The 26,578-nt window shown below is 45.1% G+C and carries 30 protein-coding genes; 5 read left to right on the top strand and 25 right to left on the bottom strand.

Annotation, left to right across the window (positions count from 1 at the left end):
* Positions 1-51 precede the first annotated feature (51 nt).
* From FD975_RS02225 to FD975_RS02170, 12 genes are all read right to left on the bottom strand, one after another.
* Entirely contained in the window at positions 52-807 is a 756-nt protein-coding gene (locus FD975_RS02225) for a hypothetical protein (protein ID WP_215302743.1), read from the bottom strand.
* 157 nt (positions 808-964) lie between these two features.
* Positions 965-1,378, bottom strand: coding sequence for a hypothetical protein (locus tag FD975_RS02220; RefSeq protein WP_215302741.1), 414 nt, complete (start codon positions 1,376-1,378; stop codon positions 965-967).
* A gap of 39 nt (positions 1,379-1,417) precedes the next feature.
* Entirely contained in the window at positions 1,418-1,753 is a 336-nt protein-coding gene (flgM, locus tag FD975_RS02215) for a flagellar biosynthesis anti-sigma factor FlgM (RefSeq protein WP_215302740.1), read from the bottom strand.
* Between the two features lie 100 nt (positions 1,754-1,853).
* Positions 1,854-2,543: a flagellar basal body P-ring formation chaperone FlgA gene (gene flgA / locus FD975_RS02210; protein WP_215302738.1), complete on the bottom strand. Its 690-nt coding sequence runs from the start codon at positions 2,541-2,543 to the stop codon at positions 1,854-1,856.
* A complete protein-coding gene (locus tag FD975_RS02205) occupies positions 2,543-4,120 on the bottom strand; it encodes a hypothetical protein (RefSeq protein WP_215302737.1) in 1,578 nt (525 codons plus the stop codon). The genes flgA and FD975_RS02205 overlap by 1 nt, the downstream gene beginning before the upstream one ends.
* Before the next feature lie 31 nt (positions 4,121-4,151).
* On the bottom strand, positions 4,152-6,098 hold the full coding sequence (locus tag FD975_RS02200) for a hypothetical protein (RefSeq protein ID WP_215302735.1): 1,947 nt from the start codon (positions 6,096-6,098) through the stop codon (positions 4,152-4,154).
* Positions 6,099-6,138: 40 nt separating this feature from the next.
* Positions 6,139-6,546 (bottom strand): hypothetical protein, encoded by a 408-nt coding sequence (locus FD975_RS02195; protein WP_215302733.1) that lies wholly within the window; start codon positions 6,544-6,546, stop codon positions 6,139-6,141.
* Positions 6,543-7,568, bottom strand: coding sequence for a PDZ domain-containing protein (locus FD975_RS02190; RefSeq protein ID WP_215302731.1), 1,026 nt, complete (start codon positions 7,566-7,568; stop codon positions 6,543-6,545). Before FD975_RS02190 ends, FD975_RS02195 begins: the two co-directional genes overlap by 4 nt.
* A gap of 8 nt (positions 7,569-7,576) precedes the next feature.
* Positions 7,577-8,392, bottom strand: coding sequence for a hypothetical protein (locus FD975_RS02185; protein WP_215302729.1), 816 nt, complete (start codon positions 8,390-8,392; stop codon positions 7,577-7,579).
* Between the two features lie 41 nt (positions 8,393-8,433).
* Positions 8,434-9,192 (bottom strand): hypothetical protein, encoded by a 759-nt coding sequence (locus FD975_RS02180; RefSeq protein WP_215302727.1) that lies wholly within the window; start codon positions 9,190-9,192, stop codon positions 8,434-8,436.
* A 9-nt stretch (positions 9,193-9,201) separates the two neighbouring features.
* Entirely contained in the window at positions 9,202-9,630 is a 429-nt protein-coding gene (locus FD975_RS02175; protein WP_215302725.1) for a surface-adhesin E family protein, read from the bottom strand.
* Positions 9,631-9,740: 110 nt separating this feature from the next.
* A complete protein-coding gene (locus FD975_RS02170) occupies positions 9,741-9,929 on the bottom strand; it encodes a hypothetical protein (protein ID WP_215302723.1) in 189 nt (62 codons plus the stop codon).
* A 262-nt stretch (positions 9,930-10,191) separates the two neighbouring features.
* Here FD975_RS02170 and rpoN point away from each other — a divergent pair, with 262 nt between their 5' ends.
* Entirely contained in the window at positions 10,192-11,583 is a 1,392-nt protein-coding gene (rpoN, locus tag FD975_RS02165; RefSeq protein WP_215302721.1) for an RNA polymerase factor sigma-54, read from the top strand.
* A 3-nt stretch (positions 11,584-11,586) separates the two neighbouring features.
* Here the strand turns inward: rpoN and FD975_RS02160 are convergent, their stop codons facing one another.
* From FD975_RS02160 to FD975_RS02150, 3 genes are read right to left on the bottom strand one after another with little or no spacing between them, the layout of a single operon-like run.
* Positions 11,587-12,354: a GGDEF domain-containing protein gene (locus tag FD975_RS02160; protein ID WP_215302719.1), complete on the bottom strand. Its 768-nt coding sequence runs from the start codon at positions 12,352-12,354 to the stop codon at positions 11,587-11,589.
* Between the two features lie 24 nt (positions 12,355-12,378).
* A complete protein-coding gene (locus FD975_RS02155) occupies positions 12,379-12,867 on the bottom strand; it encodes a hypothetical protein (protein ID WP_215302718.1) in 489 nt (162 codons plus the stop codon).
* A complete protein-coding gene (locus FD975_RS02150) occupies positions 12,864-13,439 on the bottom strand; it encodes a hypothetical protein (protein WP_215302716.1) in 576 nt (191 codons plus the stop codon). The genes FD975_RS02155 and FD975_RS02150 overlap by 4 nt, the downstream gene beginning before the upstream one ends.
* A 188-nt stretch (positions 13,440-13,627) precedes the next feature.
* On the opposite strand from FD975_RS02150, the gene FD975_RS02145 reads away from it, so the two are divergent.
* Positions 13,628-13,900, top strand: a complete 273-nt coding sequence (locus FD975_RS02145) for a hypothetical protein (RefSeq protein WP_215302714.1) — start codon at positions 13,628-13,630, stop codon at positions 13,898-13,900.
* Positions 13,901-13,909: 9 nt separating this feature from the next.
* On the opposite strand, the gene FD975_RS02140 is transcribed toward FD975_RS02145, so the two are convergent.
* The 3 genes from FD975_RS02140 to FD975_RS02130 are packed head-to-tail and all read right to left on the bottom strand — an operon-like array spanning position 13,910 to position 15,844.
* Positions 13,910-14,296, bottom strand: coding sequence for a hypothetical protein (locus FD975_RS02140; RefSeq protein ID WP_215302713.1), 387 nt, complete (start codon positions 14,294-14,296; stop codon positions 13,910-13,912).
* 15 nt (positions 14,297-14,311) lie between these two features.
* Positions 14,312-14,785, bottom strand: a complete 474-nt coding sequence (locus FD975_RS02135) for a polymer-forming cytoskeletal protein (RefSeq protein ID WP_215302711.1) — start codon at positions 14,783-14,785, stop codon at positions 14,312-14,314.
* A 42-nt stretch (positions 14,786-14,827) separates the two neighbouring features.
* Complete coding sequence (locus FD975_RS02130) at positions 14,828-15,844, bottom strand: helix-turn-helix domain-containing protein (protein ID WP_215302709.1); 1,017 nt, start codon at positions 15,842-15,844, stop codon at positions 14,828-14,830.
* A gap of 256 nt (positions 15,845-16,100) precedes the next feature.
* Between FD975_RS02130 and FD975_RS02125 the strand changes: the two genes are divergently transcribed.
* Together FD975_RS02125 and FD975_RS02120 are read left to right on the top strand one after the other, a co-directional pair.
* Entirely contained in the window at positions 16,101-16,424 is a 324-nt protein-coding gene (locus FD975_RS02125; protein WP_215302707.1) for a hypothetical protein, read from the top strand.
* 82 nt (positions 16,425-16,506) lie between these two features.
* Positions 16,507-16,911, top strand: a complete 405-nt coding sequence (locus tag FD975_RS02120; RefSeq protein ID WP_215302705.1) for a polymer-forming cytoskeletal protein — start codon at positions 16,507-16,509, stop codon at positions 16,909-16,911.
* Positions 16,912-16,958: 47 nt separating this feature from the next.
* Here the strand turns inward: FD975_RS02120 and FD975_RS02115 are convergent, their stop codons facing one another.
* The 4 genes from FD975_RS02115 to FD975_RS02100 form a co-directional block, all read right to left on the bottom strand.
* Positions 16,959-17,840: a hypothetical protein gene (locus FD975_RS02115; protein ID WP_215302703.1), complete on the bottom strand. Its 882-nt coding sequence runs from the start codon at positions 17,838-17,840 to the stop codon at positions 16,959-16,961.
* Between the two features lie 54 nt (positions 17,841-17,894).
* The gene (locus FD975_RS02110) at positions 17,895-18,350 is read right to left on the bottom strand and encodes a polymer-forming cytoskeletal protein (RefSeq protein WP_215302701.1); all 456 of its coding nucleotides are present in this window, start codon (positions 18,348-18,350) and stop codon (positions 17,895-17,897) included.
* 220 nt (positions 18,351-18,570) lie between these two features.
* Complete coding sequence (locus FD975_RS02105) at positions 18,571-18,828, bottom strand: hypothetical protein (protein ID WP_215302699.1); 258 nt, start codon at positions 18,826-18,828, stop codon at positions 18,571-18,573.
* Positions 18,829-18,897: 69 nt separating this feature from the next.
* Positions 18,898-21,807 (bottom strand): FAD-binding and (Fe-S)-binding domain-containing protein, encoded by a 2,910-nt coding sequence (locus FD975_RS02100; RefSeq protein ID WP_215302697.1) that lies wholly within the window; start codon positions 21,805-21,807, stop codon positions 18,898-18,900.
* Between the two features lie 164 nt (positions 21,808-21,971).
* Between FD975_RS02100 and FD975_RS02095 the strand changes: the two genes are divergently transcribed.
* Positions 21,972-22,673, top strand: a complete 702-nt coding sequence (locus FD975_RS02095) for a haloacid dehalogenase type II (protein WP_215302695.1) — start codon at positions 21,972-21,974, stop codon at positions 22,671-22,673.
* Between the two features lie 14 nt (positions 22,674-22,687).
* Here FD975_RS02095 and FD975_RS02090 read toward each other — a convergent pair whose 3' ends face one another.
* The 3 genes from FD975_RS02090 to FD975_RS02080 form a co-directional block, all read right to left on the bottom strand.
* On the bottom strand, positions 22,688-23,086 hold the full coding sequence (locus tag FD975_RS02090; RefSeq protein WP_215302693.1) for a VOC family protein: 399 nt from the start codon (positions 23,084-23,086) through the stop codon (positions 22,688-22,690).
* 74 nt (positions 23,087-23,160) lie between these two features.
* Positions 23,161-23,484, bottom strand: a complete 324-nt coding sequence (locus tag FD975_RS02085) for a P-II family nitrogen regulator (protein ID WP_215302691.1) — start codon at positions 23,482-23,484, stop codon at positions 23,161-23,163.
* Positions 23,481-26,576: an efflux RND transporter permease subunit gene (locus FD975_RS02080; RefSeq protein WP_215302690.1), complete on the bottom strand. Its 3,096-nt coding sequence runs from the start codon at positions 26,574-26,576 to the stop codon at positions 23,481-23,483. Before FD975_RS02080 ends, FD975_RS02085 begins: the two co-directional genes overlap by 4 nt.
* Positions 26,577-26,578 lie beyond the last annotated feature (2 nt).

The following is a 26,578-nucleotide window of genomic DNA, read 5'->3' as shown; positions in this document are numbered from 1 at the left end:
GAATAAGTAATTATCGATGAATTCTTCTTGCGCCACATTGGGGCATCAACATTAGCACCAGGAAGCTTCCTGATACCAGTAATTAATGCGCCTGTTTACCCTAGAGCTCTGAATGGCCGTCCTGGTGCTCACAAATTCATTTTCATTTAAGCGGGTTGGCTCGTAAAGCTCACAACCCACTCGGACTCGTGACTCCTCCAGAAGGCTTGGTCTAATGCTCCGAATAATGAGATCGAACTTAGCAGTGCGAGCTTGCAATCTCTCCAAGGTGCAGCCACTCCAAACTTTTCCGACCTCTAGTTCCGTAGCCCCAAGACGAATATCAAATTGAATACCCTTATCGGAAATATCCACAATATCGGCAATCATTTCCTTGCCAACACTGAAATAAATTAAGGCCTTAAATGCCCTATCAGGTGGGGCCGGAACCCTAAAATCTTCTCGACGCTGAATCAGAGCTACTTCCCTGGGAATGTCACATGCTAGCAACCCGCTATCTAAGAATCGCAATCCTTGCATTGAAAATTGCAACTTACCAACATCCAAGCCAGCAACAAAAATGCATGGATCCATCAGGAAGGAATGCACCCCATTTTTGGGCGCTTCCTCTACCTTGAATTTGAAACCCGTCTTGGCTTCTAGGCTATCTACACTGACAGGCAGCAATTGTGATGACTTGGTATTGAAGATCGCAGAAACCGGTCCCGGAGAGAAAAATTTCTCGAGATTTTTATACAAAAATCGACTGTCCAAATTATATTTAGGATCAATCTGACCGGCATCGGGTTGGTAAATGTTGAATGGCATCGCTGGAATTTGTAATTGCCCGTTCCCGCCATGAGTGCATTCTTCAATTTAAAAAAGAGAAAAGCTGACTCAAACTTGAAGCTTGGGTAAGCTTCAATTATACAAATATCTGTAGTCCTGATATTCCCCCAGAGGGGCTAAATGGGAGCAGAAAAGCTTAAACCTTGCGGGACAGAACTCCACCCACAGATCCAGGAACACCGCCATCGCTGCCATAGGTGGCACCCGGGGCTTGTTGAGCAATAAAAGATTGCATTGCCGCACTACGCTGCATTGCGAGGCGTATTAAATCGCCATTAATTTGATGATTGGTAGAGGTTTCATTGAGTAAGCTTAATAAACGCTCTTTTTGCCCCTCAGGGAACTCATTGATATCCCCACGAAGTTTTTCTACTCCACCAGGATAGCCATTAATGGACTCTAAGGCTGCATTAGTCAATTCAAGAGCATTGGGCAGTCGATCCATATCGTTTGCCTCTAAGGCGGTGCGCAGATCTCTTACAGCGGTATCAATTTTCTGAAGAAAAGAATGCAGCCCATCAAATGACATTGATGGGGCTGTAACGGACATGGTTTTTTGGGGGTGTTACGAAAACTAGCTAGAAGTCAGTTATGCGCGATTGGGCTTTTGACCAATTGCTGCAACGACATCTTTGAGCATCGCTTGAGAGATTTTCTTGTAATCAATCTCAAATTCACCAGCAGCAACTTTAGCGCGCAACTTTTCAATCAAAGCTTCGTCGCTTGCTTTACTTGCCTTGGAATCATTTTGAACTTCAGCCAACTTTGCAGTCAGGCTGATATCTAAATTAACAGCTGGACCAGAAACTACATCAGCATTGGCTTTAGCAGCAGTGTTATTTACAGCAGCCGAGTTTGAGCCTGGTGTGGGTTTAGCCACTCCTGAATTTGGTGGAATCAGTGGTGCATTCTCATTAATCTTCATCTCATTCTCCTAAGTACTGCGTTACAGCGAAATTTTACTGCTAATTACCACTAAAAAACTGCCTTGTTTCACAACTTTACCGCATAAAGTGAAGCAACGCTCACTCTACATTAACCCCGATCACGCCCGGCCTTAAAACCTTGCCTTGCAAGACCTGACCGTCCATCAGGCGCACACGCACCATATCACCTATCATTCCGGCGGTTTGGGCAGTTCCTTCTCCCGATACCTGAAATCCCTTACCCACTAATTGGATCAAAACAGGATCTCCTACCTTTATTACGGATGATTCCTTTAAATCGTTTAGCCCAATTGGTGACCCCATTTGTAGCGAGCGACTCAATACCTTTTCGTAGGCAGCTCGAGGGGTCCTCAAGACATCATCGGGCAAGGTAGTTAAATCCCCCTCAATCACCCGAATATCGCCATTTTCGATTTTTTGCCCAAAAGCAAGGTAGCGGCTAGCCACTACATAATCCCCATAAGCGTGGATATTGACAGGCACATTGACCATCCAAGAGGCCTTGGCACAGCGCAATTGCAAAGTACTTCTACCCCAGAGCCGCACACCGGGAGGGGTCAATATCTCAATAGAACCCCCTAAGCAGGCCGGAATCACCTGATTTGGCTCCACCAGTTGCACCTCAACACGCAGACCATTCACACTAGGGCTTTTTTGAATGAAGCGCTTCATGGACGCCTCCACATCGGGAGGCAAGGCAGCCTGAACACTAAATGCCGCAAGAAATTGAACTAGGTATGCGAATAGAGCAAAGCCGAGCAAGCGCATTATCTGACGTACCGATCCAAGGCAACCCAAGAATAGACAGTATTTGCACCATCCAAAGCTACACCAGCCAACCAATGAGGCCGCTCTAATGCCGCGGGAATGTTTTGGTGGATATTCATATTCTCAACCCCCATAAACTCGTGGGCATAGATCCAATAAGTTTCCAAACCTGCCCGAATAGCAATCTTCCTAGCGGGATGGATGATTTCACCCAAAGAGTCTACTTTTGAACTAGCAAGCTTATCTAACTGTTCTTCGCCTAAATACTGGATCGCGGATACCGCAAAATACTCTCCATGACGCGAGAAATAGGCCATCGGCATTCTTAAAAGACTAGATGGGCAGGAGAGACGAACGCCCTCGTGATGAACCTCCAAAGAGCCGCCGATTTCAGCCATCATGCTGCCAACCGCCAACAAATGCTCTTGAGATAAAGAAATGTGGTCCAAATCGATAAAAATCATGAGCTCTTGCTGCACAGCAAAAATGCTTGGGCATGGCGGCAAAATACTCAGGATGGTTAATAACTGCTGCGCAACGTCTGCGTCTGCATAGACTTCATCAATCAACAACTCATCAGTTAAGTTGTCAAAAATATGTCGCAAAGATTGTTGTCCTACGCGAATCAATTCATCTTGCTCTTTGCTTAATACAAAATCGAGTTCGACTCCACTCCAACCATTCCCTTTACCAGCTAAGCTACGGGCTTTTTGTAATCGATTTAAATTCGTCGATCGATCCAAAACATAGTGCTTGTCCAATAAACGTGAGTTACTCGAATACTCAAAAGCACTTGCCCGATCGATCGGCTGAGATAAGCCTTCAGGGATCGAAAACGCTTTTGGCTTTGGCTCTGGCACAAGCACTGGCGGGGACTCTTGCCTAGGTGCAAAGAGATTCTTCAACTCACTAATCGTGCGATCTAGCGTACGGTTTAGTTCAATCTCTCGATCACTAGGTGCATCAGACTCAACTCGAGCTTGCGGGCTCTGAGTTTGAGCTTGAGACTCAGGACTTTTTTCAGGAGCGCGCAAACCCTCTTTAAGATCGGAAGCAAACTCTTGATTTGGAAACTCATCTACATACTCATCTTCGGGGATGGGTGCTATTGGCTGGGCTGTAGGCTGAGCTTCTAACTCAATCACTGGTTCAATAGTTTCGGCGACAGACACTAGTAGTGAGATAGGTTCTTTAGAAACTGGAGCGCCCGCTTTTAGTTGAGCCAGCTTCTGCTCGAATGCAGTCTTAGCCTGGTTTAGTTGCTCGACACTCACCAAGGCGCCGGACTCACCGGAACTGTGAATATGCGAAGCTTCTGCGTTGACCAGCGCGATTAAATCTGGGATCAATAAAAATGCTTGGGAGCTATTAGCCGTAAAGCTCTCAGATAACTCACTTGCAAATCCACTTAATGCATCTAGGCCAGCGCCATCAAGGGCATTGGCTAAATCAACGCAATACATTACAGAAGACTCAAGCCTAGCTGAACCAGTACCGCCATTGGCAGGCACAGAGGATACTAAGCCCTCAATTGCCCGATCAACGTCAATTAAAAATAGCGGTTTTTCTTCAGACATGGGATGTGTGCTTTATCTCTAGTTAACCGTATTAAGTTTTTGCTTGACGCTTCAAATCTGAGAATTCTTGACCCAAGCCATCAAACTCTTCTTCCCAACTATCGAGATCACGTATCACTTGTTTGGCGTCCATGCCCAAAAGCTCAATTGCCTCAAGAGAAATTTCTGGAGCAAATTGCTCAGTAGCGGCCGCCTGTTCTAAAGCTATAGCAAGAGAACCTCTCATTTTTGAGACAGTTGCCTCAACACGATCAACCAATAGATTGAGTTGCTCAGTCTCTACTGCCAACTGTTTACTAGAGTGGTTATCTAAGATAGCTAAGTACAATCTGACGCCCTGCTGTTTCAAGGCGAAGAATGCATCTTGCAGCTGATCTAAAGGCCCAACTCTGCTTGCTCTCTCAGTAGAGCCTGAATAGGCTTGCTCATTGCCACCAGAGTCGGCAGGGCGTATTTGCGCAGCCTTATCTTGCAAGGTGTTAACAGAATGTCGTAGCTTATTACTTAACTGGCTAAGTAACTTGAAGCGACGCTCAATATCACTGATCTTCTGCTTCAAATCGCCACTCAGCTCAGAAATCACATTCACCACTGTTTTCAATTCAGGCGAAGTCGCATCTGTAGCGGGTTGCGGCGCGCGCTGAGGAGCAGCAGGCTGAGGCTCACTCTTAGGCGGATCCATCGCTTTCATACTTGGTGCATTAGCAAAGCCCAAGTCAATTGAGCTTAAGAGTTGATCGGCAGCAGAAGCCACTTTTGATGTGCGCTGTAAATCAAGGGCATTTAAGTTGGTGTTTCGGGAGAACATGAAGCCACCAATAGCAAAACCCAATATGCCAACAACGGAAACAATAGTCAGCCCCAAAAATCCACCGGCAGTTTTAAAGTCAAAGAATCCTAAATCTTGAGAGTTTTGTTGAGCCACTACTCTTAATGCTTCATGACTAGAAGCAAAATCACGAATCGTTGTCATGCCCGTTGAATAAAGCTTGATTGCTAAAGCACTTTCTTGAGGCAATTTTGTATGCCAAGGAGTTTGATGAACCTTGGTCATCACCTCATTCAACTTAGGAGGTGATTTTCCAGAGACTTTTTTACCCAACTCAATTTCAAGCAATACTTTTTGATCGATTACCGTACCTAAAGCTTTTTGAAGCTCGGAGGTGCTAGCCGCGTCAGTGATGTTTTTCTGCCAAGCATCATTTGCCCTAAGAAAGGCATTCAGACTTTCTGCATATTTTTTTGCTGGAGAATCACTGGAAATCTTATCTAAATCTAAAACGCCTTTTGGCGACAATAAGACTTCTGCTGATTTTGCAAGAATCCCCAATCCAGCCAGACTTTTTTCTTGCACTAAAACCGTGCCCATTGCTTGTTCTGCCCTCTTTGCTCCCAGCAGCACATCCTGAACGCTAGCAACTTTAGATGACTTCGCTTCAGCCGGTTGAACTTCGGATGCATCTAGCTTTTCTTCAGCAAGATGAGCGTATTTATCTGGCTTACCGAAGACCACCTTCATAATTTTGGCATCTAACTTTTGGAAAAAGGCCAGCGCAGGATTATCAGAGAGAGTAGCCAACTTAGCAGTGTCCGCACTCTGAGCTGGACTTGCCGAATTCATAGCAGGACTTTTCGCTGGCCCAGAGTCAGTTGCTGGAGCATCTACAGGCAGCTTAACGTCATCTGTAATGGATTTAAAGAGGCCGTCTGATTTTTTAAGATTATTAAAAAAGCTGGGCTCTAGACCAACAGTACTGCTCGTTTGAGATTGCAACACTTTTAATGCTGGGATAAGACGGAGTACCTCAATCTGCTCAATATCAATCGACTGTAAATACTTCCCATCAGATACCCAATCACGCGCCGTAATAAATGCACTAACGCTAGTGACTAGCGCAATCACAAACGAGACAATTGCTAACCAACGCCAAGGCATCGTCGCTCGCTGAAAGATATGGTTTTTATATTTTTTGCTCATATATTTTTTCTAGCTAATGAATGAGACCAGTCACCCAGCTCTAGGAAGCCTCCACCAAAAGATGATCGATCCCATTGTGATGCACAAATAATGAATCACTTAAAACTGATCCATGAAAGGGGCCGGAGATATTATTCACCCTAAAACCAAGGCCCTTATTAAGGCCATCCTTTAATACGACGATCCAAGGCGCAGCCCCTGGCTTAAGCACTTGCTGCCAATCGGCAATATTTTCTGATCGACGATTAAACCGCAGCACCTGAAAATGGTTACGCAGATAAACCGGTGCACCCTCATGAACCACTACACCACTGATTCTTAAATCCTTTAAGGATTGCTCTGCCTCAGGGTATAAAAAAACAGACTGTACTGAGCTCGCTGGGAGCACATATCGCTCGCCATTGATGCGCATCCCAAGCCAGTATTCTGGATTTTCAAGATTGGTCATGATTTTTTACCAGTTACTCGACGCTGATACAAGAATAATCCCAATGCGATCGCAAAAATAAACAGGCTAGAAACAAAGCCAACTACTGCGTCGCCCATACCCATGAGGTGGGAGCTACTTCTACTCTCAATTTTTCTTCTGAGAGAAAAATACGTATCCACATTTTCTAGAAACTTTTTGTGCTGCCAAACCAATACATCCTTAGACTGAATTTTTGCAGGATTGGCACCAGAGGGGTCAATCACACTTTTAGCAATGAGATTGAGGCGCTTAGCAGTTTGCATGAGATTGTTTGCAGCTTCAGGGCGCCAATCTACTGGAATACTAGGAAGCATATCGCGACGATATTGATCGGCCTGGCGCTTGGTTTCCTGTTCAGTTAAATACACAGCATCTGGCGGAGTTAAAAATTTAAGCCCGCAATTACTATCATTGATTGGGCCTTTGCCAATCAGACGCAACACCACCGAAACATTATCTTTTTTATGCCTTAAAAGTTTGAGCGCTACCTCTGCGGATGGCTTCTCATTTAAGGCAAGATAAAAACCCATAACCGACTCAATTTTGACTGAATTCACATTCAACACAAGGTCCCCAGCTTTAATACCAGCCAAATCGGCGGGAGAGCCAGGCTCGACAGATTCAATCACCGGAAGAGTGACCGTCAAAATTGGCTTGAAACGCTTATTTTCAAACTCAGCAAAGAATTGGAAGGCCCTCGTAACAGCCTCGTCCATACCCACGGGTATAATCGCATCATCCACAAGCTTTGGGATGTCCGCAGGCTTTAATCTACGTTGGGTATTTTTAGCATTTAATCTAAAGTCAATATTTTGCGTATTAACAAAGTCCTCAAGATTCGGGCCCACCACTTTCAGGTTTTTTAACTCAATCGAAGCGTTTGATAATTCACTGGCAGCACCTAATAGCGTCAATAAAGAGACGACGACTAAAAAGCCTGAGAAGGCCAAAAACCAGAAATACAGATTGCGCTGTGAGCGAGGGATTTGAGGTGAAAACAAGATAGTCTCTAGCCTTTCTTACGACCAGAGTCAGTCTTGCTTGCGCTCAATTTATTACCCGAATGATTTAAAACAAAACGTTGTTTGAGCATCTCCACTTCACGATGCTCTGCCATTAACTGCACCTCAGTCTTACGCTTATCCATTAACAAACGGCAACTGGCGATGTCATCAATCCAATCTCCCGACTTCATCTCAATGATGGCAGTCTCTAAAATATCGCGCCCTGTTGCTTCATTTGCCTTCACGCGCACCACAAACAATCTGACATCATCCACATCACGCAGTGTCAACTCCACGTAGTAAGTTCTAGCGAATCGATGATTAATGGCAGTGAGCGTATAAGGGTAGTTATGTAAGGTGAAATGAATGACAGTGCCATCATCCAAAGGCAAGGGGTCCACTTTGAGATCTGTAATGCCAGCCTGCGCATGCCACTCTAGATCGGTTTGTTGAGCCTCTAGACTCTTTTTCGGAAATGCCCGAGTCTCAAAATAGATCTGATACAAAGTCTCTGGAAGATGTCGCTCAACAGCAAGGTTTTTTAAGACTTCAGCTGTTGATGTAATACGTAAACGCTCCGCCATGAGGTCTAACTTCATGTTGGCAATTTTTTGATTAATGACTTCTTCAAGCTGATGCGTTTTTTGAAGGCTTGCGACCACTACCGGTTCAATTGGTTCAGGACCAATTCCATTTGTCTTGACGTCCTCAACGACCTTGCCGTAAAAATCTTTGATAAAGAAATACAGCAACACAATGAACATCAGCGCACTGATGATCATGATGAGTTTTCCGGTGGTGAAGTTGGCAAATAGGCTCATAGTCAATTCATTCGGATATTTGATAATCACATGGAGCGAAATTATTCATGCCACGATGCCCCTAGATACCATCGATTAAGGCGACCTTGAACTCTAGCATTCTCGATAGCACTGCGCGTACTTTCAAACTCTTTTAGAACCATCCTATTAGGCTCATATAGTTCGCAGCCCGCACGAATGCGATCCATCGCCGCTCCCGGACGAACATTCTTGATTACAAGATCAATCGTAGTAGAGCGTGATTTCAAGCGCTCAAAATAGCCAGAATGCCAATACCGGCCAACCTCTACTTCAGTTGCACCCAAACGAATATCTAACAACATTCCATGATCAGAAATATCAATCACCTTCGTTAGTAATTCCTGGCCCGCACCCAAGCAAAGGACAAAGCTCAAGTCCTCATCACCGGGACCTAAGGTACGGAATTCTTTTCTACGCTGAATCAAAATTAAATCGGCTGGCAAAGGGCATGTGAGATTGCCGTCTTCAGTTAGCTTGAGATTGTTCGCTAAAAATTGCATCTTGCCAGTGTCGCCACACAGCACAACCAGTCTTTGACCGCCGACTAAACCAGTCAGGCCACCTTCAGGCTTGATTAGAGGCTTCATCACCAATAAGCCTTGCGCAATATCCAACAACGATACAGGCAATTCTCTTGCTGATCCATCAAGTGTAAATAAACCGGCAAGCGGCTTTTTGTGAAGCTCGCGCTCGATTGTTTTCGCAATCGCACGAGGCTCTACATGAAACTTAGGTTCAATGCTTTTCAGTGCTTCAGGAGGGAATATATTAAATTTCATGAGATTGAATTAAGGCGCACAAACTTGACTCTGCACAATTGCTAAAGGACTTTCCTCGGGAACTGGCTCATCATTTAACTCGAAACCAGAACCGGTTTGCAGCATTGGCTTGCCCCCTGCCATAGGCTCTGCATAATTGACGGTTGCTAAAGTGGAGTAGGTATTGCGCGCGCAGTTAAAAAGAATATTGCGACGAACTGACGCCACTCGAGACTGTCCATCACTCGATTTTCGATTTGTAATGATCCAAACCTTTTTCCAGTCAGGCGGCAATAACTTGATAGAACTTTTGTAGTAAGCAATGGTGTAGTGCTTACCGTCAAGCACCGTAACCAAATCGTCGTTTGCCTGCGCATACGCCAAGCTCACCCCAAAAAAACTGGAGAGAACTAATACAACGAGATTGATCGAAAAAGGCTTGCCCATGGTGAAAACCATCTAAATTGGCAATTATACGGATATCTAGGGGGTAAAAGCACCCCAACTTAGAACAAGTTCTGGTGATCAGTTGTTGGGCAAGGCCAACTCTGTCAATACTAAAACCCTAATTAGGATTGAGGAGTCTCCAGACCACCCTCTTCAGCCGGCAAGGGGATGGACTCCCCATCAATGACATGCTTTACCCAGTAGCGTGCAGCAGCGATATTGGTCGTATAAAACGCAATTTTGCTACTCTTTTCAATCGTATAGAAACGCTCGCCACGAATGCGATGCTCGGTAATGACTGGATTTTCCATAATGTGAAATGTCTCTTTTATTCTCTGGTGATTTTAATACGGCTAAATAGACTGCTTTGATTAGACAATTTTTATCCCATCAATTGGAATCAAGCAAGATATAACGCTTAAGCCTTTAATTTATATAGGTATTTACACAAAATTTATGGTTAGAATGGTGTTATGCACTCGGAACTGTATTCACTGCAATTGAGGATTGGCACCACCCAATCCCAGGGCGCGCCCGGATTACCTCACCTACTGGACTTCGGTAGGTAGCAATATGGCCATCTCACTAAATAACCGCCTGAGTACTCAGGTAAGCCTTACCCCGCAACTACAGCAGGCCATCAAACTACTTCAGTTGTCCAATAATGAGCTGGAGCAAGAATTAGCCAAGGCCGCAGAAGACAATCCGCTCCTAGAATTTGAGCCCAATCCTGAAATTGAGTCCAATCTCAGTCAATCAAACGAACGAATCGAAGCTCCACAGAACAATTGGTCCAATACCAGCCAGTCAAGCCAAGATGATGAAGACTGGGTAGAGCGCTATGAAAGGGTTGCCCATCAACAAACCCTGCTTGAACACCTAGAAGAGCAAATTCATTTGCTGCATATCCCCCCTCAAGAACAGTCGATTCTGACGTACTTAGCTGGATGCCTTGATGAGAGGGGTTATTTGATAGACGATATAGAGACCATCAATACAGAGATTGGAGCTCTACTCCAAGATCAAGACCTGAACTCTGCCGAACTTTTAGAGCGTGGACTAAGTCAACTCAAGCTCCTTGACCCCCCAGGAGTTGGTGCGCGCAATCTTGCAGAGTGCCTTTCTTTACAAATTGATCGCATTCTAGATGAGCAACAGGGCAATGCAGATGACTGGCAACTTGCCAAACTGATTGTCAACACCCATTTGAATAAAGTAGGGTCTAAAGACTGGCTCAAAATAAAACAGGCTTGCGGCAAATCCCAAGCAGAAGTTCTCAAAGCAGTTGAATGCATTCGTAGCTTGCAACATAATCCTGGTGCCCAATTTGAGCGTGAACATGATCAATGGGTTTTGCCTGATGTCGCCGTCAAAGCAAAGAATGGGCAATGGGTAGTCGAATCCAATCCCAATGCGAAACCTCGCATTTCACTCAATAGTGAATACGCCAGAATCCTGAAAGAAAATGGTCAAAAGAAAGCCAACGGTGCTTTAAAGCAAAAGATGCTCGAGGCTAGTTGGATGGTAAAAAACATTGCACAGCGCGAGGAAACAATTCTCAAGGTTGCTCAAGAGATCGTTGCGCGCCAGCAAAAATTCTTTTCCATGGGTGCGGTTGGTATGAGGCCACTTGTGCTGCGAGAAATTGCTGAAAGCCTCAATATGCATGAGTCGACTATTTCTCGCGTGACGACTCAAAAGTATCTTTCATGTCCACTCGGAATTTATGAATTCAAATACTTTTTTAGCAGTCAGCTCAGCTCAGAAAAAGGCGGGGCAATTTCTTCAACAGCAGTTCAAGCTTTGATCAAGCAAATTGTTGAAAACGAGCCATCAACCAAACCGATTTCGGACACTAATATCGCTAAACTGCTGAGTGACCAGGGCTACGTTATTGCCAGAAGAACTGTTGCGAAATACCGTGAGGCTCTACGCATACCAGCAGTGCACCTTCGCAAAGCTTAGTACTCAAGAAAAAATCTGTATACCGTTTTGCCCAGACTTTTTAGCTTGATACATTGCCTGATCAGCCCGGTTCACTAAATCGCTCATCGATAGTTTTTCATCGGTTCGGATCGCAACGCCGATACTGGCACCCAAAAATAATCTCATCGGATTATCCAAATCTAATTGCAGTGGCTCGCCAATAATTCCCAATAGTCGGGTGGCCAGTTGCATCACCACATCAGGCGTGCTCACACCCTCAAATACAACAATAAATTCATCCCCACCCCAGCGAACAGCCATGTCAGTCGGTCGGATCGCTGCCTGTATGCGCTGGCTGATCGCTAGCAATACTTGATCTCCGATCACATGCCCGTGCTGATCATTGATTACCTTAAAGCCATCTAGATCAATAAAGCAGATGGCTAAGTTCGTCTTGGTGCCAACTCCATGGGATTCTTGGGAGAATAAATCCAATAGATTTGATCGAGTCAATAAGCCAGTTAACTCATCCCGATTACCAGGGATAGCTTTCCCACCCTCACCTAGTAAGTCAGAAAGTAGGTGGCGTTGAAAAGTGGATAAGCTGGGATCCTGAGCTAGATAAGCGATCGCCGCCTCTCGATTTGTTGCCTGCAAAACTTGTTGTAAGTTCGCCAAGATACTCTTGAGTTGCTCGGCAGCGAATTCTGGGTTAGCAGCGATGAGGTCCAGCCTTAAATCCAAATTTAGGTCGGCAACGGTTTCTGGGTCCTTAGGCATCGATGCTGCGGTAGTTTTGAAGAAAGCCATCTCAAACTTCTCTAAGTCGAGAAATTATTTACAGACGATGTTTTTAACATCAGCTTCAATACTCCCTAAATCAATTCGTAATGGATTTGATTTACTTTTCTCAAAAAATACTTCATTGAGCGCCCCCGCCTTAGCATCAAAGAACATGTAAGAAGTACGGTAATAAAAGGAATTGTTTTCCTTACAATCTAGGGCGCCGCTAGCGCTAAATAAATTAAATGTTTTCCCATCGGGAGCAAGCTGATCTTTATTGAAGTGCGCAGAGACTGTGTACCAAATATAAGGTCCCTCTGCTTTGCCCCAACCTGCTAGCAAATACAGCGTGCTCTCAGAATTCTTTCCCAGGACGATATCTTTATCGTTGGCAGATTTAGTTGCCCCCTTAGACTCTGAAGTTTTGGCATGACCAGTATCTGCAGGCGCTTTTGCAGATACACCGCCAACAAAAGAAATCAATGTGCAGGCAAGTGCAAGGTAGATGAGTGGCTTCATACGGCAGAAGAATTGGTTCACTTTGCAAGCTCCACGATCTGAGTGCTAGCCCATTTCTCAAATGCAGGTGGCACCGCCTGTCCCTCAGTTAAACCAAAGTAGCTTACTTTGCCACCTTCAATCAGGGCAGCATAAATACGGCCCTTACTTGGATCAATCACTAATGCTGCTTGCGCTACAGCGCAGCCCAATTTTTGACATCCTGTACCCAGGATTTGTGGTCCCACATAAACCAGGGATGCGCTATCTTCAAGCGCAGTAATGAAATTTGGATAACTAGCCCCTAACAAATACTTAAAAAGGGGCTCATTGTTAGGGCGCTGAACGAAGCTTAGTGATGAGCCGCCCACTAGCAAAGGAGAATAGGTTGCGACATATTGACTGCCGTTAGCAAACTTCTCGCTGTGCTGAGTTTGCGACACTTTATCAGCCTGCTTCTGCTCAGACTCAGCCTGGTATTCCCAAGCCTTAAAGGCAACATAAAGCAGTACTAAAGCAATAAATGCATAAATCAAAACTTTGGCAATTTTTTTGGCTATTAGCCCAATTTGATTTACGATCATTTGCGGTTTGATATCCATACTGCGTGTCATATTGAAGTGGCAAAGCATTCGATTTAATGTGCAATGTCGACCTAGCATCACTATAAAGCAAATCCCTGGGATTTCCACCAAATGGCAAGACCTAGTCAAGATTTGCAATAATCTATGTTTATCAGCTAAATATCTCTAAGACTTACAGATTGACGAGCTATTAGCTTAAACATTATTTCGGGGTATCTATGGGCAATTTAGATGACGCAATTAAAGAGCTGCAGGCAATCAATACTCACTTAGCCGAGATTAGCGCCAATCTTCAGCAAAGAGATCGTAAGTCCGATGAAAGCCTCAATGTCATCAGAAAAGATCTTTGGAACATCAAAAATATTGTGGCAGATGAAGGTATTCAGAATCGCATTGTTCAAAAGGGCGTAGAAAAGGCCCTCGCAAAAGGCTTCGGATATCTATTGATTTCCGGGCTGATGCTTTACATTGTTGGCAAATTTTTACTCTGAATTCAGCAATTACTGTTTTATCGCGTTTACAGACTCAAGTGATATTGAGTAATCGACTGGAGCAAATAGGCGCTGAAAGAAGGATTGCTCGCCAGAGTCATTTATGACTTTGTACAAAATCAAATAAGTCCCAGCATTTGTCAAAAGCTCTGCACTGCAATCTCTCTGAACTGCATTGTGAGATTTTTCCAGGAATTGCCCAAACGCTAAAGTTTGTGAATTATTCAGAAGCTGCTCATTATTTCGCAACTTATTATTAAGCAAGATTTGGATATTCTCATCACGGCACTTAGGCAAGTCTCTAAAGTAGTAGGTGTGAACTATGGCGCTGACAACCACCAGGACGATAAAAATTAGCAATCCATACCAAGGAGCTTTATCTCTAAACTCTGTCATTTAAATCATGACTACTTAGTAGCCATCAGCCTTAGTCATCGGCAACACATTATTGAGAGACTCGTCACTACCATGCTCATCGGTCAAATGATCCGTCAGATCTGACAATAGGCACTTTAAATTACCATTCACCTTAGCGTCTGGATGAACGTTAATTTGCGAGTAAGTCACATCACCATTGACGATTGCACCAGGATAAATTTCAACACGACCCTTTGCGTAAACTGAACCCTCAATGCGGCCGATAATAATCGCGTGGGCACTGTGAATATTGCCCTCTAGAAACCCCGATTTACCAACTACAGCGGTGTAGCCATCCGTGGATCCTGAGGACTCCTCATCTTGATGGATGTCCCCAACAAGGTGCCCGGAGAGCAGCATATTCCCACGGTGTGTGAAATTACCCTTTACAGTAGATCCACTGCCAACCATGCTGGCATAAGTCAACTGTGTATCGGCCATCGGGCCTTTTTTTGAAAATTCGAACATTTCTCAATACCTCAAAAAATTAGCGCACAGGATAGTGGGCCATTAATTCACTTCGAGCAACTGCACTTGCTTAGTCCCAGCGGCAGGAAAGCGAACCCTCCAACCCTGAAAATACATTTCAACATCATCCAAATCTTGAGCCAAAACGGTGAATGGTGCAATACCTTTAAAAGCAAGGGCAGTATTTGCCTCCATTGCCATCACCAACTGCTTGCCGGCCCCATCAACAAAGCAAACAGTCTGCTTAATTAAGGTTTTGAGATTCACGGTATCGCCAGGCTTTGACGGATTGGGCGATTGATAGCTCAATAGTTGACCATTTTGCTTGTATGGGCACTGGCCTGTCGCTGCCACCGCTTCGGCGGGCTTCACTTCCTGGCTCAATGCTGGGTCAGGCTGCACTTGCGCTTTACCTTCATCAGCAGTCTCTTTAGACGCTTCCTCTACTGGAACAGCAGGTGGGGGCGTAGGCTTAGTCTCCATGAGGGCTGCAACTTGATATACCAAGTCATATTTCGTATTTAGGCCAAACAACAGCCCACCAATAGCTAGCCCCAGAGACAGAAAAAGTGCTGGCCTGAGGGAAAAGCTAAAGCGACCACCAGCCTCTGGCCCAGAAACATCTCCGCCCACTTTTTCCGTTAACAACTCCTGCCACTCTAGTCGCTCGGTGATGGCTGGATCGCGTGATCCAGCAAGAACCTCATCTTGCGCAGATGTAGGATTTAACTCTGCGGGAGCCACTTCAGTTCTAGCCACGTCCTCCGCTTCAGGCGCCACACCCTCAAGACCCTCAACAGGATCAGCAGGGGGCTGCGGAAATGACAAATAATCAGACTCAGTGAGATTCAGAAAACTACCCACCCGTTTTGCTGCACTGATCTTCAAGGGGAAGCTGTAGAAAGAGCTCATGCCACCCTCCTCCAGCTCCAAAATCATTTTGGCAGACAAGCAACATAAGTTCGCCAACTCCACGCGCTCGAGCTTGCGAGCCTCCCTGGCTGCTTTTAGCCTGGCTCCAATCACATCTGGCAAGGGGTTGTTTTTTACTGGCGACATGCCATTTTCCTCAATTTACTTCGCCGCAAAAATACAAGCAGGAGTAAAGATTGGGGGATCCTATCTCCATATTGTTTTATTTATGTTTAGATATTAGCAAATTGGCCTATTGATAGTAAGCAATTTAGGCTCAAAAAACCCTTCAAAATTGATCCAAAATGTTAAAATCACCCTCAATTAAGGGTAATACCCCAAGAAAATAGAGGATTAATAGCAAAAAATGCAGCTCATCTGGATTTCTGGGTCTACATCGACCATGAAGCAAGTCAAGATAACCGGTAGAACGGCGATCAAGATCGCCTTTTTATCCTTTAGCGCATTTATTCTTTTTGGCATTGGCATCCACTTCTTAGGGTTTAGGGTGGCCATTCGATTTAGCCCTGAAATGACCAAGGAAATGGGGGGCGTCATTACGCGCAAGGAAATGGATGAGGTTGAAGCCCACTATCGCGAGAATCTCCAGGCACTTCAAAAACAAATCCCCCATATAGAAAGCAAAATTAACTCACTTAAAGAGTTAAAAGAGCAGTTTTCAGAGCTATCCACCCCTACCACCGGAAAAAAACCGGCCCCAATGTAGGGCAAGCCAGTAGCACGGAAGTCCAAAAATTTCATTAATTACTATATGATAAAACCATATTTATTACCTCAGGAAACTTACTATGACCGATAACAATCCAAAAGGCTCCCTTTTTGTTGGTGAGGGCGTTATTGTCAAGGGCACCTTTGAAGTACCAGAAATGGCAGTTGTTGCAGGTCTAGTTGAAGGCGAACTCAATACCAAAGAAGTACTAGTTGATACTTCCGGAATTGTGAATGGTCGCATCAATGCTGAAGTGGTTGAGATTCGCGGCGAAGTGACTCAAGGCCTCCATGTGACCAATCACCTGAATGTTCGCTCTAGCGCAAAAATTACTGGACTCACCCAATATGCTGAAATGAGCGTAGAAAAAGGCGCCAAGCTCAGTGGTGAATTGAGAGTAATTGATGCGACTCCACCCTCTACAAGCTACTCAAGCTCTTCTACTCAAGACTATTCAAGCTCAAACTCGAGTGATGATGAGTAAGTCTTAGTCGCTTAAAAAAATACCCCTTTATTGGGGTATTTTTTTATCTAGACGTTGCTGCCGGGTTTATCGCCAATGACATCCATCATCGACAGCATTTGGAAATACGGCGGTGGCGGATCATTAAATTCAGAATTATCAAAAGCAGTAATACGTGTCTTATCTATTGCCTTAAAAATTTCTAGATCATATTGAATTCCCCTGGGGGATTCATCTAAGCTGTAGGCATCTGCATCTACCTTAGAAATCATTTTTACTACCTCAGCTTTTCCAGACTCGATGCGCACAATCCAAATATCGGTATAGCCAGTAGCGTCTCTAAACAGAGTCCATCGCCCCCAGCTAACATCATCATCCTGCATATAAGAGTCCTGCTCCAAAACCTTTAAAACACTACCGCTGTATTTAAATGGGGCTGATAGGGTTTCATTCATATCCACCATAAAGTAGTGAATCTTTGTTAAATCATCAAACTTGGGTATACCCATTTGAGCCAGATTTTGCTCATACGTGTTCAGAGATTTTTGACAGCCATCAACCCTCACTTCAGGATCAATCTCAATAGGCTGAACGGCTTCAGAACTTAATTGTTCCTCAAGAGCCTGTTGTGCCTGGGTGCAGATATTTGAAAAAATACTTAAGGACTCTGGACTAATACCGTAGGTATTGAACCAATGTTTTTCAATGATCAAAGAGGCTTCTGCTAACTGCGCATGTAAAAGACTATCTTTTGGAAAGCCATCCTCACATGCATAAAGGCGATCAACTAAGCGCCCAACGCTACCGTCCGGATTTGAAACAGTTGCATGCCAGAAACTTTGAAAACTATCGTAGTTAAATCGTTCGCGATAGTGATTAAAAACGCACTGATCGAACTGTCTTTGACTCATCTGCAAAGACCCGCCTTTAATCAAGTCAAATAATCCCATGAGCTACTATCCTTGTTAATGCGTTAATAGGTAAAAATGGTGTGCGCCAAAAAATTATTGGCTTTTAATTTTGCTCCAATTGGCTTGAAAAATTGCAGCAGAATCAGTAGCGCCCTCTGGCTCCTCACCATTTCTGGAGATCATCAGGCCATTTAATTTTGCACCATGCTCAATTCCGAGTTGACCATAAGTAATATCGCCTCGAACTTCCGCACCTTCATGCAACTCAACGCGCTCAGTAGCGTAGATATTTCCTTCTACCTTGCCGGCAACTAGAACCCTAAAGGCGAAAATATCACCCAGCACCACCCCCGTACGACCCAAAGCTATGCTGACACTCTTACCTTGGCGCGCCTCGATATTGCCGATAACTCGACCATCAATTCGTAGACTCTCATTAGCAACTAGCCTGCCATGAACCTCCGTAGCAGGTCCAATGATGGTCTCAAAGGACTCCATCGTTGGCTGTAAGAACTTAATGGACTGTGAACTTTTCTTGAACAAACTCATTGGGTTTCCTTTGGGCATCCACACCGTAGTGCTTTATCCCCCTCATCTGTTTGGGCGGGGATCCATTCTAGCTTTATTTGGGGACAAGCTACTAGGACGTACTCATTTGTAGCGAGGGTCGATAAATAAGTTAGTTAATACTAACTTATTTATCGTGAATCCACGAGCTCTGAGCGAGGCTCAAACTAAATCAGAGGGTACCGCTATCAACCTGAGAGATTTAGAGCAACTTTGTATTTCGAATATATGCGCTGATTTGTCGATCAGCACTCATCGGGATCAATTTAAGGGGATCGGGGGTATTACCGCTAATTTCAATAGTAACTGCTGGTCCAGACTGCTCAACTTTTAGCGCGGAGGGGATAGGATGGGCTCGAGTAGAGGCTGTACTAGGGGCTATTTTTCGATCATGCAAAGTAGCATCCCCTCTATGGGTAGAGCTACTTAAATAAGAGGCTTGCAGATTTAACTTATCCAATTGATTACTCCCAATCTAAATAGGGCTTTAGTAGCATTATGAACCTTTCTTACTGCAAGGGAATTGGTATTACACGCTTTCTACTTGAGCTTGATGCGCCATTTGTAGCAACTCAGCTAGATGCTTTACCTTGCGACCGGTCTCTTGCTCAATCTGCTCTCGACAACTAAAGCCATTGGTCAGAATGATAGTTTCTAGATCAGTAGCTCGAATAGCGGGCAGCAATACCAGCTCACCTACTGCTTTGGATATTTCAACATGCTCTGGATTGAATCCAAATGAACCTGCCATGCCACAGCAACCGCTATCAATGTAATTAGCCTTGGCACCCAAAGCAGCCAATAGAGCTATATCGCCTTTGGTACCAAATAAAGACTTCTGGTGACAATGCGAGTGAACCAAGATGTTGCAGTCTAAGGGTGGTGGCGTGTAGCCCTGCTCGTGCAGAAAATCTCCCAGCAGGTAGGTGCTCGATGCCAAGAGTTTCGCCCTTGGATCGTTCGGGAAGAACTTTAATAGCTCATCCTTAAATACCGACATACAGCCTGGCTCAAGACCTACCACTGCAATCGGCGCACTTGGATTGGATTGAATTTCACTGCCGATCGCATCCAAAATCTTTTCGAGCTTTTGCTTAGCGAGATCTAGATAACCAAAGTCGTACAAAGGTCGGCCGCAGCATAGAGGCGTCTTTGGTAGCGTTGCCTCAAAGCCCGCATGTGCCAGCACCTCAACCGCAGCATTTGCAACCTCAGGATGAAAGTGCTCGCAGAAAGTATCCACCCAGAGAATGACTTTCTTCTGTCCCAGACCTGCATGCTTTATTGGCTTGAATTGCTTTCTGAAGGATTGGTTTGCAAACTTCGGCAGGCTACGCTCTTGCGCTACGCCACCAAGCCACTTAGCAATACTAGAAAGTAGTGGCGTTTGCATAACACCATTCATCAACCAGGAGAACTTGCTGGCAAGGGGCGCCCAATCACCAATACGACCCATGGTCAAAGCCTGACGAGGTCTGCTATTGGTCTCATGATAATGGGATAAGAACTCGGCTTTATATGAAGCCATATCCACGTGCGCTGGGCAATCGCTCTTGCAACCCTTGCATGAGAGGCAAGTATCCAAAGCTTCTTTGAGCTCTTCACTCTTCCAGCCATCCTTAATTACTTCACCCTGGAGCATTTCCCAGAATAGGCGTGAGCGTCCACGAGTAGAAAAGCGTTCTTCCTTAGTGGCGCGGTAGCTTGGACACATCGTGCCGATTTTTTCGCTACGGCATTTACCCATACCAACACAACGCTCAACTGCTCTCTGGAATCCATTGCCTTCTTGGCTCAAGAAATTTAAACGCGTTTTGATATTGACCACTTTGTACTCTGGGCCCATGCGCAGGTTTTCATCTACGCGATAGGGATGAACCACTTTTCCTGGATTGAGTTTGTTTTGCGGATCCCAGATGCGTTTGAACTCATGCATTGCGCCCATTAATTCTTCGCCAAACATGATGGGGAGAAATTCTGCCCTAGCTTGGCCATCACCATGCTCACCAGTGAGTGAGCCACCAAACTCCACAACTAAGGTTGCCGCATCCCGAATGAACGATCTAAATTTAGCAACGCCTTCTGCAGAGCGTAAATTAAAAGTAATGCGCGCATGAATACATCCATCGCCAAAGTGTCCATAGAGCGAAGTTTCGTATTCATAGGAGTCCACTAATGCTTGGAAGGCGCGAAGATACTCACCCAGACGCGCTGGATCAACTGCGGCATCTTCCCAGCCAACAACTGGATCAGGCGAGTTAGGGTCGATCGATAAGTGAGTGGCTGAGGCACCATTTTCACGAATTGACCAAATACGTTTCTGCACTAGTGGGTCAGGCTCTAACCATGTAGATGGCTTTGGACCCTTCGTTCTTGCCTTGAAATATTCTTCCGCTTTTTGAGCCTGAGCAATAGCACCCTCGATAGTGTCATCACCGAACTCCACAACTACCCAAGCGTTGCCAGGGGGAAGCAAATCAATCTCCGCTTTAGCTAAATTGCGCTCTTGTAAGCCACGGATAATTTTGTAATCTAAACCTTCAATCGCAATAGGGTGGAAGGATTGGTATTCAGGTACGGCATCACCTGCCACATAAATATCATCAAAACCCAAAACGAGAACCACCCTTTTTGCTGGGCTCTTTACCAAGCGCACTTTTGCGGCCAGAGTGAGTGCGCAAGTCCCTTCCGTACCAACCAAAGCACGTGCAACGTTAAACCCATTCTCGGGTAGCAATTGATCTAAGTTATAACCAGAAACACGTCGCTTAATATTTGGGAAGCGCGCCCGAATCAAATCTGCATAGCGCTCACGCAAAGCTAGCAAGTCTCGATAGATTTGGCCTTTACGTCCACCGGCAGCAATAATGTCTTGCAACTCTTGATCAGAAGTTGGGCCAACCCAAAAGCGTTCACCGTCATAGGTCAGAATCTCTAATGCTTCGGTATTTTCAAGCGTCTTACCCGCCATTACGGAGTGGGCTCCGCAAGAGTTGTTGGCAACCATACCCCCCAAAGTGCAACGACTGTGCGTCGAAGGATCTGGCGCAAAAGTAAGGCCATGTAGCTCAGCAGCATCACGCAGCGAGTCGCAGATGACACCCGGCTCAACAATGGCATTGCCAGCACTTGGATCTAAGCTAAGAATATGGTTGCAGTACTTAGAAATATCAAATACGACCGCATTATTCACAGTCTGACCATTCATGGAGGTACCAGCACCGCGCATCAGTACCGGCGCTTTATTGCGATGGCAGATCTCAATACCTTTTATAAATTCTTCAGTATTTTTAGGGGTAACAACCCCGATCGGAATTTGGCGGTAGTTGGATGCTTCTGAGGCATATACCGCCTGATGGGCTGTATCAAAATGAACAGAGCTACCTAAGGCAGCCGTTAATTCAATATTCAATTGCTCCCACTGAGAAATACCGCCCATGACTATGTCCTTATTTGATCTGGCGCCCTTTTAGGGTCTTTGTCATTCTAGCAATTCTTTGCAATGTATGACTTGTATGACTTCACATCACATACAGGACTCTGAAGAAGAATTCAGCAGAATAATCTCCAGCAATTTTTTTCAAGCTAATGAATAATCTCCATATGAAAACAAAACCAAAAGTTCTTGCATTTGATGTGTTTGGCACAGTAGTTGACTGGCATGGATCCATCGCAGCCGAGGTCACTCGACTCGGGCTGCCAGTTGATCCAGATGCCTTTGCAACAGCTTGGCGGCAAGGTTATAGGCCAGCTATGGCTCGTGTTCGCTCCGGAGAACTTCCTTGGACCAAGATTGATGATCTGCACCGCATGATCCTAGATGATGTTCTCAAGACCTTCAAAATCAATTCTTTATCTGAAGCGCAAATACAAGACCTCAATCTAGTCTGGCACCGCCTTACTCCTTGGCCAGAGGCTGTCGAAGGTCTACACAAGCTGAAAAGTCAGTTCACAATCGTGACTCTTTCCAACGGAAATCTGGGCTTATTAGCCAACATGGCTAAAAACGCCGGGCTACCCTGGGACCTCATTCTTTCCGCCGAGGTATTCCGCCACTACAAGCCGGATCCAGAAACTTATCTAGGGGTGGCAGAAACTTTTAATATTTCACCAGAAGAGGTCATGCTGGTTGCAGCACATAAAGATGATTTAGAAGCCGCCCATGCCTGTGGACTACAAACGGCCTTTATTGAACGTCCAATGGAGTTTGGCAAAAATCATCTTCGAAATGATCTCCATGTGGAGCAATTTACTAACTATCACGCAAAAGACTTTCTAGATCTTGCACGCCAGCTAAACGCATAAGATCTAGTTTGGCATTAAACGTATTCAGCAACCTCTACGAGGTTATTGTCTGGGTCACGCAAGTAGACAGAACGAATCGGTCCAAGAGCGCCACGTCTAGGAACTGGACCAACATCAATGGCAACGCCATTGCTCTGAAGATGAAAAATGAAGTCATCCAAGGGGATCGCTGAAATCAGGCAAAAGTCACCAGAGCCAATCGTAGGAACTTTGGCTTTTGTAGGTGTTTCTGTATCTTTATCTTGAAGATTAATTTTTAATTGCCCAAAGCGCAATGAATAACGGGGCTGACCTTCTGGTCCAGTAAAAAACTCTCGCTCGAAACCTAAGGCTTTTTCATACCACTGTGTAGTGCGCTCAATATCTGTAACAGTCAGGACAATATGATCAATGCGATCGATAATATTTTTCAAAGCAGTCTCCAAGATGATTGGCAATCATTAATAAAATTGCTCGATTCATCATACCGAAGAATTTACAGATTTGCCTAGACTGAGGTCTTAGAGATAAAGAATGCCTTGGGTACTTCTGTACACCACACTACACCATCGCCCACCTGACCCGTTTGGCAAATAGTCACGATGCGGTCCATGAAAACTGGAGCAATCTCGTCATTACAAACGATTTCAATTTTTACCTTGGCAGAATAATCGGTTAACTCTTCTTTAATATTAAATTTACTGGTACGGTTCGGGGCACTGCAACCTTCAACCTTCGATACAGTCATACCCGGAAATCCCGGGGTCTCCAGCAATGCTGTTCTGAGGGCTGCTAATTTATTGGGGCGAATAACCGCCTTCACTTCCATCATGCTTCCACCTCTTTATCTTCAAACCATCTATATAAGACGGGGAGTACTAATAATGTTAATGCAGTTGATGTAATCAGACCAGCGATGACTACTGCAGCTAGCGGTCTTGTAACCTCAGAGCCGGGGCCGCCTGAAAACAGCATTGGTACCAAAGCCAGCATCGCGACTGAAGCAGTCATCATGACTGGCCTAAAGCGATGGCCACATCCATGCAGCAAGGCATCCTCCATAGAGTAGCCATCTTCACGCAATTGCTTAATAAATGAGATCAACACCACGCCATTTAGAACGGCGATACCCCATAAATTAATAAATCCTACTGCCGCAGGCACGGATAAATACTCACCAGCTATAAATAGACCGACTACACCGCCGATTGACGCAAAAGGCAAGACCAAAATAATCAAAGCTGCTAATCGTATGGATTTAAATAGCATGAAGAGTAAGAAAAAGATCGCCAAAATAGTCAGCGGAATAATGATCATCAAACGAGCCATAGCGCGTTCCATATTTTCAAACTGGCCACCCCACTCCAGGGTATAACCTTCTGGCAACTCAACCTGCTTAGCAATTAAGCTTTGAGCTTCCTTCACAAATCCACCCAGATCTCGACCATCGACGTTCACGCCAACGACCAAACGACGTTTGCCTGCCTCGCGCGAGATTTGCGCTGGGCCATCCACCAAGGAAATTTCCGCTAAGTCACGCAATAGCACTTGAGCACCATCAGGTGAGTGCAGAATGATGTTTTCGATAGCATCTACATTATCTCGATAGGGGGCAGGATATCGCAACATGAGTGGGAAACGTCTCTCACCTTCATAGACAATGCTGGCTTGCTTACCACCAATCGCTGTTTCAATCACTTCATTTACGTCCGACACATTGATCCCGTAGCGAGCAATGGCATCTCGATCAATTTTGATATTGAGGTAATTTTGTCCAGAGACTTGCTCTATTCGCAAGTCATTGCTGCCCTTCATCTTAGTGAGGATTTGGCTGATTTGCGCTCCTAGCTTTTGCAAGGTCAATAAATCATCACCAAAAATCTTAATCGCTACTTGCGATCTCACACCTGAAACCATTTCATCGACACGTGCAGCAATCGGCTGTGAAATGGCTAATTCAATACCAGGTAGTGTTTTTAACTTATCGCGAATTTGCTGGGCAATTTCTTCTTGACTTAGACTGCGCTCACTCAAAGGTTTTAAGGTCACAATTGGGTCAGATTCATTGGGTTGACCCGGATCTGCGGGGGACTCCCCTCTACCAAGACGAGACACCACCATCTTGACGTCGGGTATGGTCATAATTCTTTTAAGCGCTTCAAACTCCAACTTCACAGACTCATCCAAAGAGATATTTGGTGCGCGCACAATCACTGGGGTAATTGAACCCTCTTGCATCACTGGAATAAATGCTTTACCTAAAAGTACAAAACCAACCAAACTTGCCGCTAAAGCCATCAAGGATCTCTTAACAACTAACTTCGGATTGGCAAGACTCCAATGCAGCCAGCGATCATATGGCGCACGAAGACGGGCAACCAGCTTAGTGTCGTCCTCACTACCACCCTTCAAAATATACGAACAGAGTGCTGGAGATAAGGTAAATGACAAGATCAAAGAAATCGCTAGTGCTATTGCAATAGTGATAGCCATTGGGGCAAACATCTTGCCCTCCATCCCCTCCAAAGAGAGTAGTGGCATAAAGACCAAAATAATGATGCCGACACCAAACAAGACTGGGGTGCCTACTTCAGAGGCAGCCTCCAAAATAATACGATTTTTAGATTCTCCAGCCTTTAGTCGCTCACCTAACTTTGCAAAAGTATTTTCTACAACCACTACCGAACCATCCACCATGATGCCAATCGCAATTGCGAGACCACCTAATGACATCAGATTAGCAGAGATGCCATAACGATTCATAACCAAGAATGTCAGTAGCGGCGTCAAAATCAATGTAGCCACCACAATCAAGGAAGATCGCACATCACCCAGAAATAAGAAGAGCAAAATAATGACCAGGACAACTCCCTCGACCAATACTTTCGCCACATTAAACATGGCCGCATTTACCAAGTCTGTACGATCATAAAATGGCACGATCTGTAGGCCATCGGGGAGTAACTTACCCTCGTTAATTTCTGCTACTTTTAACTTAATCCGATTTACTACTTCTCGAGCATTGCCACCGCGAATCATCTGAATAATGCCTGCCACACTCTCGGTGTAACCATTTTTAATCGCTGCGCCTTGACGAATCTCACTACCGATGGTGACCTCAGCTACGTTCTTCACGTATACCGGAATACCTTTGACTTCCTTCAGAATAATTTTGCCAATATCTTCTGGCTTGGTAATTAATCCAACGCCACGAATGAGGTAGCGCTCTGCATAGGTCGGTAGCTGCCCACCACCTGAATTAGCATTATTTCTGGCGAGTGCTTCATATACTTCGCGCAAGCTCACTTGGTAGTGACGCAAGCGCTCTGGATTAACCAATACCTGATACTCACGCGCATATCCGCCTTGAGTATTAATTTCAGCCACCCCAGGTATTGAACGTAGCATGGGGCGCACTATCCAATCTTGAATAGTCCGGCGTTCTTCTAGCTCATCTACTGTGAGCTCTCGGTCACCATCAGAAGGATGATCTAAGGTGTATTGATAGATTTCACCTAAACCTGTTGAAGGTGGTGCTAACACAGGCGTAATACCAACAGGCATTCTGGAGGCTACCTCAATCAAGCGCTCAGTAACCAACTGTCTTGCAAAATAGAGTTCGGTCTTATCCGTAAATACCAAGGTAATGACAGAGATTCCATTGCGATTCAGGGAGCGCATTTCGGTAAGGCCCGGCAAGCCAGTCATCGCCAATTCAATAGGAACTGTGACGAAACGCTCTACCTCTTCGGGAGAGCGGCCTGGAGCTTCAGAGGCAATCTGTACTTGTACATTAGTGACATCTGGAAATGCATCAACCGACAGACGCTTGGTTGCCAGCAAGCCTGCCACCATTAATACCAAAGCAATAATTGCGACTAAGAGTCTCTGCTGCAGGGAGAGGCGGACAATTTTCTCAATCATGC

The sequence above is a fragment of the Polynucleobacter sp. AP-Jannik-300A-C4 genome (genome assembly GCF_018688335.1).
Classification (GTDB): Bacteria; Pseudomonadota; Gammaproteobacteria; order Burkholderiales; family Burkholderiaceae; genus Polynucleobacter.
Note: the sequence above shows the minus strand (reverse complement) of the source record. Positions and strands in the feature narration are given on the sequence as shown.

What these genes read in the sequence shown, in the direction of transcription:
- FD975_RS02225 (WP_215302743.1), bottom strand. Translation starts at nt 807, where the DNA reads ATGCCATTCAACATTTACCAACCCGATGCCGGTCAGATTGATCCTAAA.
- FD975_RS02220 (WP_215302741.1), bottom strand. Translation starts at nt 1,378, where the DNA reads ATGTCCGTTACAGCCCCATCAATGTCATTTGATGGGCTGCATTCTTTT.
- flgM (WP_215302740.1), bottom strand. Translation starts at nt 1,753, where the DNA reads ATGAAGATTAATGAGAATGCACCACTGATTCCACCAAATTCAGGAGTG.
- flgA (WP_215302738.1), bottom strand. Translation starts at nt 2,543, where the DNA reads ATGCGCTTGCTCGGCTTTGCTCTATTCGCATACCTAGTTCAATTTCTT.
- FD975_RS02205 (WP_215302737.1), bottom strand. Translation starts at nt 4,120, where the DNA reads ATGTCTGAAGAAAAACCGCTATTTTTAATTGACGTTGATCGGGCAATT.
- FD975_RS02200 (WP_215302735.1), bottom strand. Translation starts at nt 6,098, where the DNA reads ATGAGCAAAAAATATAAAAACCATATCTTTCAGCGAGCGACGATGCCT.
- FD975_RS02195 (WP_215302733.1), bottom strand. Translation starts at nt 6,546, where the DNA reads ATGACCAATCTTGAAAATCCAGAATACTGGCTTGGGATGCGCATCAAT.
- FD975_RS02185 (WP_215302729.1), bottom strand. Translation starts at nt 8,392, where the DNA reads ATGAGCCTATTTGCCAACTTCACCACCGGAAAACTCATCATGATCATC.
- FD975_RS02180 (WP_215302727.1), bottom strand. Translation starts at nt 9,192, where the DNA reads ATGAAATTTAATATATTCCCTCCTGAAGCACTGAAAAGCATTGAACCT.
- FD975_RS02175 (WP_215302725.1), bottom strand. Translation starts at nt 9,630, where the DNA reads ATGGTTTTCACCATGGGCAAGCCTTTTTCGATCAATCTCGTTGTATTA.
- FD975_RS02170 (WP_215302723.1), bottom strand. Translation starts at nt 9,929, where the DNA reads ATGGAAAATCCAGTCATTACCGAGCATCGCATTCGTGGCGAGCGTTTC.
- rpoN (WP_215302721.1), top strand. Translation starts at nt 10,192, where the DNA reads ATGGCCATCTCACTAAATAACCGCCTGAGTACTCAGGTAAGCCTTACC.
- FD975_RS02160 (WP_215302719.1), bottom strand. Translation starts at nt 12,354, where the DNA reads ATGGCTTTCTTCAAAACTACCGCAGCATCGATGCCTAAGGACCCAGAA.
- FD975_RS02150 (WP_215302716.1), bottom strand. Translation starts at nt 13,439, where the DNA reads ATGACACGCAGTATGGATATCAAACCGCAAATGATCGTAAATCAAATT.
- FD975_RS02145 (WP_215302714.1), top strand. Translation starts at nt 13,628, where the DNA reads ATGGGCAATTTAGATGACGCAATTAAAGAGCTGCAGGCAATCAATACT.
- FD975_RS02140 (WP_215302713.1), bottom strand. Translation starts at nt 14,296, where the DNA reads ATGACAGAGTTTAGAGATAAAGCTCCTTGGTATGGATTGCTAATTTTT.
- FD975_RS02135 (WP_215302711.1), bottom strand. Translation starts at nt 14,785, where the DNA reads ATGTTCGAATTTTCAAAAAAAGGCCCGATGGCCGATACACAGTTGACT.
- FD975_RS02130 (WP_215302709.1), bottom strand. Translation starts at nt 15,844, where the DNA reads ATGTCGCCAGTAAAAAACAACCCCTTGCCAGATGTGATTGGAGCCAGG.
- FD975_RS02125 (WP_215302707.1), top strand. Translation starts at nt 16,101, where the DNA reads ATGAAGCAAGTCAAGATAACCGGTAGAACGGCGATCAAGATCGCCTTT.
- FD975_RS02120 (WP_215302705.1), top strand. Translation starts at nt 16,507, where the DNA reads ATGACCGATAACAATCCAAAAGGCTCCCTTTTTGTTGGTGAGGGCGTT.
- FD975_RS02115 (WP_215302703.1), bottom strand. Translation starts at nt 17,840, where the DNA reads ATGGGATTATTTGACTTGATTAAAGGCGGGTCTTTGCAGATGAGTCAA.
- FD975_RS02110 (WP_215302701.1), bottom strand. Translation starts at nt 18,350, where the DNA reads ATGAGTTTGTTCAAGAAAAGTTCACAGTCCATTAAGTTCTTACAGCCA.
- FD975_RS02100 (WP_215302697.1), bottom strand. Translation starts at nt 21,807, where the DNA reads ATGGGCGGTATTTCTCAGTGGGAGCAATTGAATATTGAATTAACGGCT.
- FD975_RS02095 (WP_215302695.1), top strand. Translation starts at nt 21,972, where the DNA reads ATGAAAACAAAACCAAAAGTTCTTGCATTTGATGTGTTTGGCACAGTA.
- FD975_RS02085 (WP_215302691.1), bottom strand. Translation starts at nt 23,484, where the DNA reads ATGATGGAAGTGAAGGCGGTTATTCGCCCCAATAAATTAGCAGCCCTC.
- FD975_RS02080 (WP_215302690.1), bottom strand. Translation starts at nt 26,576, where the DNA reads ATGATTGAGAAAATTGTCCGCCTCTCCCTGCAGCAGAGACTCTTAGTC.